Consider the following 12,454-nt stretch of genomic DNA (forward strand, 5'->3'; position numbering starts at 1 on the left):
CCAACTCTTTAGGGTAATCACCATGTTCTTGAAGGTGTCTTAGAATGAGCGCCTCAGCGGACTTTTCTCCCAAGGCCCAAGCCGCTTTTGAAGGGATAGCACGGTTATCAACGGAGAAGAAGTTACGACCTGTCGGTAAGGTATCTAAACGCCCTCGTGTTGGCGCGCCACTTGGCCCTGGTGGTACAAACTCACCCGCTAAGCCTTTGATGATGGCATTTATTTCTTCTCTTTCGCTCTCTTTAAGCGCGACTAATAATGTCTGTTTCGCATGACTTAATAGCACCTGAGTTCTGGGCAAATTAGCAAGGTCATAGTTGTAACCACTGGCGTTATCAGTCGGCCTATCATCCGACTGATCATTTAACTTTTTATCTAACGTTTCATCCAGTAAGTGCTCAAGAATCAGCTTTTGCGCAAATATTTCTAGACGCTCCTTGGTATCAGCGTGGGTACGCCAATGGTTTTCGACTAAGCCCTCTAATATGGCAGGTTTATCACCCAGCCAAGGCGCTGCACTTGCTTGGCTAGGGTCAAATGCAAGATCCTCTTTAGCAGACTCAATAGCACCAGAAGCTTCTATAAAACTGAAATCGTGAGCCAAACTGTGAATGATGCCTTGTGACTCGATACTTGTCCCCCTAGGCAGCCTTAATAAAGCAACCAAGGTATCTGCAAGCTTTTCGCTATCGGGTAATTGCCCTAGTCGATGCAAACCATGACGAATTTGGGACTCTTTGATTTCACATAAATAGGTATCAAGCTCTGCAAGTACCACTTCATCTTCCCCATTATTAGCCGCTAACTCATCCAATACATGTGTTTCTTTTACCAGCTTTAATATTTGCTCTTTCAGCCAGTTTTCACGTCGTTCATCCATTCCCATGGCTTGATAAAATTCGTCGACCAAGTTTTCAAGTTCAGCCAGTTCACCATAGCTTTCAGCACGGGTCATCGGCGGCATTAAATGGTCAATGATAACGGCTTGAGTACGACGTTTTGCTTGCGACCCTTCACCTGGATCATTGACAATAAATGGATAGAAATGAGGCATAGGGCCCATGGCAATATCAGGCCAACACTCATCAGATAAAGCAGACCCCTTACCCGGCAACCATTCTAAATTGCCATGTTTACCCACATGAATAATGGCATCAACTTTGTAAACATGTCTTAGCCAAAAGTAATAGGCTAAATAACTATGTGGCGGTATCAAATCTGGATCATGATAATTCGCCGCTAGGTCTAAGTTGAAGCCACGAGCAGGTTGGATACCAACAAAGGTTTGGCCTAAACGAACCCCTGCTAACATGATACGAGCTTGGCCGTTTTGAACTCGACACTTATGGTCTGCTTCTGGCTCTCCCCAGCGAGATAAAACGGCGTCTTGAGATACTTTAGGTAGCGCAAAAAAATACTTGTTATATTCTTCTACCGAAAGACTTTGCCAGCAACCTAAATGGTGTAAGGTGTTAGGATTATTTGTCACGCTGCCAAGCAAACTCTCTATCAGCGCATTACCATCTTCTGGTATCTCATGAATGGGATAACCTGACTCAGCTAACGCATTTAAAATAGTCACTGTCGAGGCAGGTGTATCCAGCCCAACGCCGTTACCAATGCGTCCATCCTTGGTTGGATAGTTTGCCAAAATTAAAGCGATACGTTTTTCACTGTTTGGTTTCACCGCAAGATTGGCAAACTTTTTTGCTAATGCGGCAACAAAATACGCTCTCTCTTGGTGAATGGCATAACGAATCAAATCAATCTCGCAAGCCTGATCATAATAACTTTGCTGCTTAAAACTCACCGCTCGGCTAATGATACGACCATCCATTTCAGGCAAGACCACTTGCATAGCAAGATCACGATTACGCAGACCTTGGTTTTGCTCCTGCCAATCTTCCTCTGTACTACTAGAGAGAACCAACTGTAGCACTGGTAAAGGCCGCTCGAAGCTCGACTGGAAATCAGTCGGAGATGGTGCAAGATCAGGGCTAGGGGCACGATTACTAGCAAAACCAGTAGTATTAAGCACCAACTTAGCATCCGTACTCTCGATCAAACCATTAAGCATTTGCAAAGATTCTGCATCTTTAAGAGACGTCACCGCAACCGCTAAGGGTACGAGGCCATGCGCCTCTAAAATGCAAATTAACTGGTCGAACATTTGCGTATTAGCGCTTTGCAAATGATTGCGATAAAACACCAGCAAACAAACAGGCTTAGAGCCAGCTTCTTGTTGCAACTGGTCTACATAATGAGAGCGCCATTGAACGAGACTAGCGGCGCCTCCCTTTAAGTAAACTAAGCATGAAGCCAGTGCTTTAGGCTCTTGCCAAGTGTATTGGCTAAGCCCAAGCACCTGATCAAACAAAAAATGCCAAAAGGAAGTTAGATTTTCTGTGCCACTTTCACGTAAAAAACGCCAAACCTTATGGCTTTCAAGATCCCCTAAATTAGACGCCGCAGCAAGCTCTGGATCGGGTACATCATCCCCCGGCACCATAATCAGAGTACGGCCAGGTTTTGCCTTCGACCAAGCCACTAGCCTTTCATAACCGTAGGTCCAGTAATGCTTGCCCCCTAAAAAGGACACAACGACTAACTTGGCCTTTTCAAGCACTTTATCTTCATAAAGATCATAAGCCGCAGGTTTTAACAATTGCATCCAATTAGCAAGGCGAATACTGGGCCTTTGCCTATCATCCAGCGTTTTATCAAGGGCTGTTACGCCTTGAGCCAAAGCAGACAGCAAGGAGTCAGCAGCAGCTAAACACACAATGTCAGCAGGGCTTTGATCAAGGTCGATTATTCCTTCATCATCGACAAAGCCACCCGGTTTCGCTGCTAAAAGATGCACTTATTATTTCCTATTTTGTTTATTCAATCAGGCTTAAATCTAATCTAATCTAATCAAAACCAAAGCTAAGCCAAGGCTTTATTTAATTCAGCTTCAACAGCGTCTTTAGAAATGCCTTTACCGATAAAGACTAATTGAGTTTGGCGTGCTTCTTCTGCATTCCACAAACGGTCAAAGTATTTATCAAGACGTTTACCTACCGCTTGGAAAACCTGACGCATGGGTTTACCCGCTACCGCTGCAAAGCCTTTGGCACGATAGATATTATGAGACGCAATTAAGCCATTTAGAGCCTGTTCTAAGCGATCAGAGTCCACCTCACCAATGCTAATCACGAACGAGTCAAAATGGTCATGGGCATGATCATGATGCTCACCATGGGCATGATGATGATCATGATGATTATGCACATGATCAATTCGCGTTTCAGACGCCGCATCCATACCTAGTAACACGTCTAGTGACGCAACACCATTGTCGATATAAGCGGTTTTCACTGTGTCAGGCACTTTATGGGCAACCACTTTTTTAACTTGCTCACGCTCAGCTTCGGCGAGTAAATCATTTTTACTGACGACCACTAAATCTGCTGCACTTAACTGATCATCTAATAGCTCTTGCAAACTTGGATCATGATCCAAGCTCTCATCGGCTAAACGTTGCTTTTGCACTAACGCTTCATCGTGAGCGAATCGTCCCGCTGCAACCGCCGGACCATCGACAACCGTAATCACAGCATCAACCGTGCAATACTCTTGAATACCTGGCCAGTTAAAGGCTTGAACTAATGGCTTAGGTAACGCCAAACCACTGGTTTCAATCAAGATGTGATCTATGTCATCACGACGTTCTACCAGTTGTTTCATCACAGGTAAAAACTCTTCTTCCACTGTGCAACAAATACAGCCATTGGCTAGTTCATAAAAACCATCTTCACCGTTTTGTGTTGAACTCGTTTCTTCATCGTCACAATCTAATGGGCAAGAACGTAGTAAATCAGAGTCAATATCAAGCTCACCAAACTCATTCACAATCACGGCAATACGCTTGCCTTGGGCTTGTTTTAATACATTAGAAAGTAAGGTAGTTTTACCACTGCCTAAAAAGCCAGTAACGATAGTTGTTGGGATTTTATTAAGTTGCATTGTCTAGTCCTTGTTCTCGTTAAGCGTCTTATCTGCCTTTGGGGCGCGCTGCTTTTTACGGAATAAATTAGGTTGGTTTCTATCGTATAAATAAGAGTCGTTAAAGTCGTCAGTATCCAGCACATGTCCAACCAAAATAAGGCTGGTTAGGGTGAATTTTTTCTCACGTACTTTTTGCACTATGTCAGCCAAAGTACCAGTCACATAGTCTTGATCAGGCCAACTTGAGCGATAACAAACGGCCACAGGGCAATCGGCCCCATAGTGAGGCATTAACTCTTCCACTATCTTATGTATTTTAGTGACACCTAAATGAATGGCTAAGGTCGCGCCGCTTTTAGCAAGCGCCGGTAAACGCTCTCTTTCAGGGAAAGGCGTTTTACCTTCATAGCGTGTCATTATGATGGTCTGAGACACACCCGATAAGGTCAACTCTTTACGGAGCAATGCAGCAGAAGCCGCCACAGCGCTGACACCAGGAATGACTTCATAATCAATGCCTAGTTGCTCAATACGGCGAATCTGCTCGCCAATAGCACCATATAAAGACGGATCACCACACTGCAAGCGAGCCACATCTTTGCCTTCTAAAAAGGCTTTCTCAATCACAGCGGTAGTTTCATCTAAGTTCATTTCTGCCGTGTTATAAATGGCATCAGCACTGTCTTCGACGCTGGCAATGACTTCTCTTGGGATAAGAGAGCCTGCATAAAGTACAACAGGGCAAGCACTCAAGGTTTTCATGCCCTTAATTGTCATTAAATCAGGGTCACCAGGACCTGCACCAATAAAGTAGACTTTCATATTCTCTGCCTTAATGTCTCTATATTAGAGTTTTTTAGAGTAGCCCCTAGGCGTATAAATCCAATTTTTCTCACCATTTTGAATATGACGAGATTCACTGTTACCTACACTTACCATGGTAAACATGTCCACATCTTTAGCATCTAACTCTGCCAAGGTGGTAAAGGTAATCTCTTCATCAGGGCGGGTAAGCTGTCGACCTATCATGACGGGGGTCGTCGCTGGACGATACTTCAACAAAACATCACGGGCATGGTTTAACTGCCAATCACGCTTTTTTGATACCGGGTTATAAAAAGAGACAACAAAATCCCCCGCACCAGCGGCATGAATACGTTTATCAATGCTTTCCCATGGGGTTAATAAATCAGACAAAGAAATGGTACAAAAATCATGACCTAGCATAGCGCCGACTTTGCTAGCCCCCGCTTGCATAGCAGAAATACCTGACACTACTTCAATCTCGACATCCAACCATTCAGGGTGAGACTCTTTACCTTGTAACTGCTGATCTAACAATTCAAACACTAAGGTCGCCATGGCATAAATACCAATATCACCACTCGAAATTAGCGCCGTTGTTTTACCCGATGCAGCCAGATCCAAAGCTAATCGCGCTCTGGCAATTTCTTCCCCTAAGGGTAAATCATGATGGGTTTTGTTGTGGCAGATATCCCCTAACAAATCCAGATAATAACCATAGGCCACCATGTCTGTGCTGGCTTTTAATGCGGCAAGGGCTTTAGGTGCAACGAGATCCAAATCCCCGGGCCCCATTCCAATTACAAATAACTTACTCATGATAAACCTGTACTCAAATAATAACTTAGCGATTCTTCGCGAATGGAGCGCATTGTACAGGACTTCTTAATAAGACGGCATGAAAAGCCTTGATGAAAGTGTGAAGGCTTTTCAGGTCAAACCGGTTAAAACAAAAATCGCCATCAAATGAGTGTTTGTAGCTAATTTTCTAGTACTTCTCATTTTATTTCATTGCAAACATGAATTTATCTGCATATTAATATTAATCAGCAGAGACTTTTGATTAATATTTATCTTAGAAAAAGCAAAAACATGTGCCTAAGTCTAAAAAGCCTCTAGATTTAGATGGGGCATAAAGAACCTAATCATTTATTAATCGTTTTTTGATTCTGCCTGCTTAGTTGAAATCAGATTTTAAGATTAATAACGTTTCTCAAACATGGATATAAACGGAAATTAAAATGAAAAATACTTTTTTATTAAGCCTTGTTGCCACCTCACTCATTCCTCTTGCTGCGAATGCCAGCAGCGCTTCATCTGACGCAGTTTCTGATAGCGTAATAGCGGAACAAAGAGCCATGCTTGAGGCTAATACATCAGACAAAGGCTACGGTCCACAATCTCCCCGTGACCTTAATTCTCTAACGGGTAATAACGAGATTGTCTTTGGTATGTCACCCGACTCCAAGCAAATGAATCTATGTAATATCCACTTTCATAAAAACGCCGAACATAAAGGCGGTGAGTTTACTCAGTTTGCAGGTAATGGCGATGGCCACGGCTATCATTCTGGTTATAAGTACACAGGTAGCTTTACTAAAGATGAACTTAAACCTTATGACCATAAAGTAGGCGAAAGCGAACACGGTGCGCTTTATCCAGGTGATACGATCGAAGTACATTATGTGTATTCCAGTGCCAAGGTGACACCTGGTCCAACACTCGGTTCTTGCTTAACAAAAGAAAATGGCAACCCTCAGCTTAGGGTGGAAACCCAAGTTTATGCCCTTGTAAATGATAAAACTGCACAAAGCTTTTTATATTTAACCGCAGTAAAAAGTCAAAACGATCGACCACAGGCACCTAACATTCCAGCCAATACGGGTAAACCTATTTCATATATAGGCTCTACCACAGGTCCTGGTTACAATGAAAAAGCCTCACCTTACCAAGTCACCTGGAATGTGAGACCACAGGTAGTCAAAGTAAACATTGCGACAGTCGATGAATGGTTAAAGGACAATGTATTTGATGAAGATCATGCCCATGGTGTTAGAAACCTTGTCACTAACCTCAATTTACTATCAAAAATCAGCAATTAAATAACCACTTCAAGGAAGATAAGCATTAATTTTTACGCTTATCTTCCTGCCCTTCATCTCATTCAATCACCTTCTCTTTCCATCAAAAAGTAACAACCCCCTTCACTTGTCCAATACTGAATTCATCCAATAAATTCGCTTAACTTTGTTTCTCATGTCTGCTTATATGTTTAACGACAATAATGAAGAAGCACAATTAACAAGGATAAGATGGATGATGTTAAATAATACAAAGCTCAGCAGTCATATTGCTGCAGGTATTTTAGGAATAAGTTTAAGTGGCATGGCTTTGGGAGCCGGACAGGTTGCAGACACGATCGCTCCCGAACTTTCCAACGCTTGGCTAAACAAGGAACTGGTCAAGTCGAATCACTTCATGGTGGCAGCAGCCAACCCCATTGCAACGCAAGCGGGTTATAAAGTTTTAAGTGAAGGTGGCTCAGCCATCGATGCGCTCATTGCAGTACAAATGATGCTAGGCCTTGTGGAGCCTCAGTCTTCTGGTTTAGGTGGCGGTGCTTTTGTTGTTTATTATGATGCAAAGCTAAAAAAACTTACCACCTTTGATGGCCGTGAAACTGCACCACAAGAAGCGACACCAGAACTTTTTCAAAATGAGAATGGCGAACCCCTTAAATTCTATGATGCCGTTGTCGGAGGCCGTTCTGTAGGTACACCAGGTACAGTGAAACTCATGGGTGACTTACATGAAAAGTATGGTCGTTTATCTTGGAGTCGATTACTTCAGCCCGCGCTTAAAACGGCTAAAGATGGCTTTGAAGTTTCAGCACGCCTGGCAAGCTCTATTGACGGAGGCAAAGAAAGGTTAGCAAGATACCCAGCGACTAAAGCTTACTTTTTTGATGCTAAAGGCGAGCCATTAAAAGAAGGCACCTTACTGAAAAACTCAGCCTATGCACAAACCTTAGACACCCTTGCTAACGATGGCGCGAATGCATTTTATACAGGCCATATCGCCAAAGATATCGTCAAAAAAGTACGCGGTATTGAAGATAATCCTGGGGTTTTAAACGAAATCGACTTTGCCAGTTATCAGATTAAAGAAAGAGCGACTACCTGCCTTGCTTACAAGCAATATGATATTTGTGGCATGGGGCCACCAAGCTCAGGTGCTTTAACAGTCGGTCAAATCATGGGGATCACGGGCGAATTTGATCTTGCTTCCATGGGCCCTGAATCTGCAACTGCTTGGCAAATTATTGGTGATGCATCACGTTTAGCCTTTGCTGACCGTGGCCGCTATATGGCAGACACTGACTTCGTCCCTATGCCACAAGGCCTTTTAGATGCCTCTTATCTAAAAGAAAGAGCAGCATTAATCACCCCTGGAGCCGCGCTTAAAGAGGTAAAGCCGGGTAACCCAAATTGGAATAACCCAATCGCGCAAGCGGATGATATTGCTATCGAACTACCATCCACCAGCCATATATCCATTGTCGATGCTGAGGGTAATGCCGTCTCAGTGACCACCACGATTGAGAATGGTTTTGGCTCACGTGTCATGAGTAACGGCTTCTTATTAAATAATGAGTTGACCGACTTCTCATTTAAAGCTCATAAGGATGGCTTTCCAATTGCTAACCGTTTAGAACCGGGCAAGCGCCCTCGCTCATCTATGTCGCCCACTATCGTGCTTAAAGAGGGTAAGCCTTATTTAGTATTAGGTTCTCCAGGTGGCTCTCGTATTATTGGCTATGTAGCTAAAACCTTAATTGCTCACCTTGAGTGGGACATGGATATTCAATCTGCCATTAGCTTACCGAACATGCTTAACCGCTTTGGTACCTATGATATTGAAAAAGGCACCAGTGCAGAAAACCTAGGTGCCCAACTGCATAAAATGGGTTTTAAAGTGAATGTGCGTGATTTGAACTCGGGCTTACAGGGCATCATTATTGATGAGAATGGTTTCCAAGGTGGCGCAGATCCAAGGCGTGAAGGGATTGCCTTAGGGGATTAAATACTTCTAAACAAGTACTTCTAACCATTTCAACTAGATGTAAAAAAGCCGGGCTTCACTTCATGAAGCCCGGCTTTTTTCTGATGGACTATTCTAGAATAACTTAACCCCAGTCTTGAATAGCATCTACAAACACTTGTAGAAAACGGTTCGTTTGATGGGCATCTAAAGCCCTGTGATCCATAGAAAGAGAGACGTAACACATTGGCTTGATTACCATGGTATCCACCCCATCCACCTCTTTTACTACCACTCGCTTATCTAACTTTCCTATACCTAAAATCGCCACTTGCGGCTGATTGATGATGATAGGAGCCGCCAGTAAACTACCACTGACACCGTGATTAGAAATGGTAAAGGTGCCATTTTTCATATCACTGGGCTGAAGCTTTCCAGTACGGGCTTTTTCTGTTTGTTGATTAAGCCCATAGGCAATCTCAAACAGATTCATTTCCTGAACTTGTTGTACCACAGGCACAACTAAGCCATCGTTTGCTAGCGCTGTGCCGACACCAATATTTATATCTTTAAATAGCTCTAAACCTTCTTCATGAAAGCGTGCATTCACTTCTGGTACCGCTTGTAATGCTTTAACACAAGCAGACAAAAAGTAAGCCGTATAGGTTAGGTTCACCCCAAGCTCTGCAAACTCTTTTTTATGCCACTTTCTATGCTCAATAATATTGGTCATATCCATTTCAAACACGCTAGTCACATGGGGAGAGGTATGTAACAAGCTTTCCGTCATGTGCTTCGCAATGCTCTTACGCATACTGGTATGGGGCTTCATTTCACCCACTAAGGGTCTGGCATCATGATCATGGCGGGTTAAAGGGGATTTTGTCACACGCTTTTGACTAACACTTTGAGGGGCAATTTCTCCCAATGTCGCAAGATGTGCTTTGACATCACACAAGGTCACTCGACCATATCGTCCTGTTCCTTGTATCTGAGACAAATCAAGGCTGTGTTGTCTTAATAAACGCCTAACAGCCGGCCCAACTAACTTACTCGCAGAGCGTTGATAGGTCTCTTCATCTGCGTAAGATACTTCTTCTTGTTCGGGTGCCACTGTCTGAGCAAGGTCACTCTCTTGAATGACGGCACCAGATTCTGAAAGGCGACCTAAAACCCCTTCTACAGGGACATCATCCCCTTCGTGCATCATTATTTCAGCTAACACACCATCTTGATTAGCACATATCTCCATAGCCACCTTATCGGTTTCTAATTCAATAATCGGGTCGCCTTGCTTAACTTCTTCACCGACATTTATCAGCCATTTACTTAATACCGCCGAGGTACCTTCTAACTGATCTGCTGGTAAGACAATATCTATCAGTGCTTGCATGCTCATCCCCTTAAATCTCAATCAAATCTTGCATAGCAAGTTCAATACGTTCAGTGGTCGGTACGACAGCATTCAATAAATTAATATTGTGCGGCACAGGGGTATTTGGCATGGCTAAACGTTCAATTGGCGCATCTAAATCGAAGAAGGCTTCTTTGGCGAGTATGGCAGCTATTTCAGCCCCAAATCCTGCGGTCATGTTATCTTCATGGACGATCAAACAACGGCTGGTTTTCTTCACGGATGCAAGCACAGCCTCTTTATCCCAAGGTTGAATCGTGCGTAAATCGATGACTTCGATGCTAAGGTCTAGCTCAATCGCAGCTTGCTCACAACGCTCTACCATAGCGCCCCAACAGACAACAGTTAGCTTGTCTCCTTGAGTAAGCGTTTTTGCTTTACCAAAGGGAATCACATAGTCATCACCCGGATAAGGTCTACGGGCCCAACGATTATCAAGCAAAGTTCTGTGCTCAAAAAAGATAGTCGGATTATTATCCCTTAAGGCATAACGTAAAAGGCCAGCAGCATCTTCTGCATTAGAAGGCATCACCACTTGCCAACCGGTTTTGTGTGCCCATTCCACTTCATCCGACATCGAATGCCAAGGGTCACCACGACCAGCAAATCCCCCAGGAATACGGATTACCATAGGGGCTGCAAATTGATTATTGGTACGCCAGCGCATAATACCAGTATCGGTAATTTGCTCGCTGGCAGGCTCGGCATATTTTCTAAATTGAATTTCAGGCACAGGCATCAAGCCCGCTAACGCCATCCCCACAGCACGGCCAATAATGCCCTCTTCTGAAAGACTCGTATCAAAGACTCTTAAATCTCCATAAGCTTGATTAAGCCCTAAGGTGGCTGCATGTACCCCTCCTTTTGGGCCAACATCTTCACCAAACACCAAAACCTTAGGGTTAGTTTCTAATTCATGGGCGAGCACCTTACGAATCGAAGCCAACATGTTTAAACGGGCACCTTCTGGCTTAGCTTGCTCACTGACTTGAGGAAACACATGATGATCCGCATGTAAGCCGCCTCTTAGCTGTAACTCAGCTTGGCCTTGTTCATCTTTTTCGGCATACACATAGCGGGTGATATTTTCTATTTTAGGCTCAGGCCTCAGCTTTACTCTTGCCACAGCTGCTAATACTTCTTTGTGGGTTTGCGCTTCAAGTGCTCGCCATTGCTGCTCATCCATAATGCCTTTGTCTTGTAAAAATTCGCGCAGTTTAGGCAATGGATCTTGCGTTTTTTCTTGAACAAGTAAATCTGCAGGTTTATAGGTTTGAGTATCTTGAAAAGTGTGGCCACAAAGACGTGGCACTTTCAGCCTTAGAAGACAGGTTCCTTTGCCGCTTCTCACATACTCGACCGCTTCTTCGATAAGCGCTGGCGCGGTATAAGGGTCAGTACCATCACCATCAATAATTTTTAAGTTTTTATAAGCGGCGAGGTTTGCAACCTGATCCCCCCCAGGTGTTTGTACGGTTTGCGGAACCGAGATGCCATAGCCATTATCCTCAATGTAAAAAAGGTGAGGTAAATTATTCGTCGTTGAAATGTTTAATGCTGCCCAAAAACCACTGGTGGACATGGAAGAATCACCACCCATGGATAAACCAATAGCCCCTTTATAAGCGTCATCTTTAAGTTGATCTCTATAGTAAACAATAGATTGAGCCCAACCCGAGATAGGGGAATACTGAGAGCCAACGCCACCACACATAGGAAATAACATGGCACCATTGCGCTCTTGGTTAGCATAGTTACACACGACACCGATATCACGGCCATCACTGTAACCGCCCGATTTCGCCATACCAGAAGCAAGTGCATCATCCATAGATAAACCCAAAGATAAAACGAATGGGCGGGAACGATAATAGCCAGTTGCGCCATCATGGGGGTGAGTTAAAAGAGAACCTAAAAGAATTTGTGCGAAATCATGTCCGCGAGCTGAAAATTGATTAAATACGAGTTTTGCAGGGACTAGATCCTGCTCTTCCACATCATCCATGTAGCGAGAAGTCAGTAAAGTATGAACTACTTGATACCAATCATAGCGAGGTTTAACCCAAGCTTTTGACTCGACTTCTTTAAGCTGAACATCACTCTTCTTTTCAACATCAGATGTCGAAAGGTTTGCTGCAAAGGATTGCATCATTTTGTCCTCTGTGTCCCTTCATGTCATAACCTTGCTACTTAGAAGCGGCTGAA

The 12,454-nt window shown here is 43.7% G+C and carries 8 protein-coding genes; 2 read left to right on the forward strand and 6 right to left on the reverse strand.

Annotation, left to right across the window (positions count from 1 at the left end):
• The 4 genes from cobN to cobJ all read right to left on the reverse strand — a co-directional run.
• On the reverse strand, positions 1-2,863 hold a 2,863-nt coding region (gene cobN / locus MED121_RS11390), incomplete at its 3' end, for a cobaltochelatase subunit CobN (protein ID WP_009833839.1).
• Between the two features lie 65 nt (positions 2,864-2,928).
• On the reverse strand, positions 2,929-4,008 hold the full coding sequence (cobW, locus tag MED121_RS11395; protein ID WP_009833840.1) for a cobalamin biosynthesis protein CobW: 1,080 nt from the start codon (positions 4,006-4,008) through the stop codon (positions 2,929-2,931).
• Positions 4,009-4,011: 3 nt separating this feature from the next.
• Positions 4,012-4,812 carry a precorrin-4 C(11)-methyltransferase gene (gene cobM / locus MED121_RS11400; RefSeq protein ID WP_009833841.1) on the reverse strand — a complete coding sequence of 267 codons (801 nt, stop codon included), beginning with the start codon at positions 4,810-4,812 and terminating at the stop codon, positions 4,012-4,014.
• 24 nt (positions 4,813-4,836) lie between these two features.
• Positions 4,837-5,613, reverse strand: coding sequence for a precorrin-3B C(17)-methyltransferase (gene cobJ, locus MED121_RS11405; protein ID WP_009833842.1), 777 nt, complete (start codon positions 5,611-5,613; stop codon positions 4,837-4,839).
• Positions 5,614-6,035: 422 nt separating this feature from the next.
• Between cobJ and MED121_RS11410 the strand changes: the two genes are divergently transcribed.
• Both MED121_RS11410 and ggt read left to right on the forward strand, forming a co-directional pair.
• Complete coding sequence (locus MED121_RS11410) at positions 6,036-6,896, forward strand: delta-class carbonic anhydrase (protein WP_009833844.1); 861 nt, start codon at positions 6,036-6,038, stop codon at positions 6,894-6,896.
• 214 nt (positions 6,897-7,110) lie between these two features.
• Positions 7,111-8,877, forward strand: a complete 1,767-nt coding sequence (gene ggt, locus MED121_RS11415; RefSeq protein WP_050764566.1) for a gamma-glutamyltransferase — start codon at positions 7,111-7,113, stop codon at positions 8,875-8,877.
• Between the two features lie 103 nt (positions 8,878-8,980).
• Here ggt and MED121_RS11420 read toward each other — a convergent pair whose 3' ends face one another.
• Both MED121_RS11420 and MED121_RS11425 read right to left on the reverse strand, forming a co-directional pair.
• Positions 8,981-10,228 (reverse strand): 2-oxo acid dehydrogenase subunit E2, encoded by a 1,248-nt coding sequence (locus MED121_RS11420; protein WP_036179984.1) that lies wholly within the window; start codon positions 10,226-10,228, stop codon positions 8,981-8,983.
• A 10-nt stretch (positions 10,229-10,238) separates the two neighbouring features.
• Positions 10,239-12,401 (reverse strand): transketolase C-terminal domain-containing protein, encoded by a 2,163-nt coding sequence (locus MED121_RS11425; protein ID WP_009833847.1) that lies wholly within the window; start codon positions 12,399-12,401, stop codon positions 10,239-10,241.
• Positions 12,402-12,454 lie beyond the last annotated feature (53 nt).

It is taken from the genome of Marinomonas sp. MED121 (genome assembly GCF_000153025.1).
In the GTDB taxonomy this organism is placed as follows: Bacteria; Pseudomonadota; Gammaproteobacteria; order Pseudomonadales; family Marinomonadaceae; genus Marinomonas.

What these genes read in the sequence shown, in the direction of transcription:
- cobW (WP_009833840.1), bottom strand. Translation starts at nt 4,008, where the DNA reads ATGCAACTTAATAAAATCCCAACAACTATCGTTACTGGCTTTTTAGGC.
- cobM (WP_009833841.1), bottom strand. Translation starts at nt 4,812, where the DNA reads ATGAAAGTCTACTTTATTGGTGCAGGTCCTGGTGACCCTGATTTAATG.
- cobJ (WP_009833842.1), bottom strand. Translation starts at nt 5,613, where the DNA reads ATGAGTAAGTTATTTGTAATTGGAATGGGGCCCGGGGATTTGGATCTC.
- MED121_RS11410 (WP_009833844.1), top strand. Translation starts at nt 6,036, where the DNA reads ATGAAAAATACTTTTTTATTAAGCCTTGTTGCCACCTCACTCATTCCT.
- ggt (WP_050764566.1), top strand. Translation starts at nt 7,111, where the DNA reads ATGATGTTAAATAATACAAAGCTCAGCAGTCATATTGCTGCAGGTATT.
- MED121_RS11420 (WP_036179984.1), bottom strand. Translation starts at nt 10,228, where the DNA reads ATGCAAGCACTGATAGATATTGTCTTACCAGCAGATCAGTTAGAAGGT.
- MED121_RS11425 (WP_009833847.1), bottom strand. Translation starts at nt 12,401, where the DNA reads ATGATGCAATCCTTTGCAGCAAACCTTTCGACATCTGATGTTGAAAAG.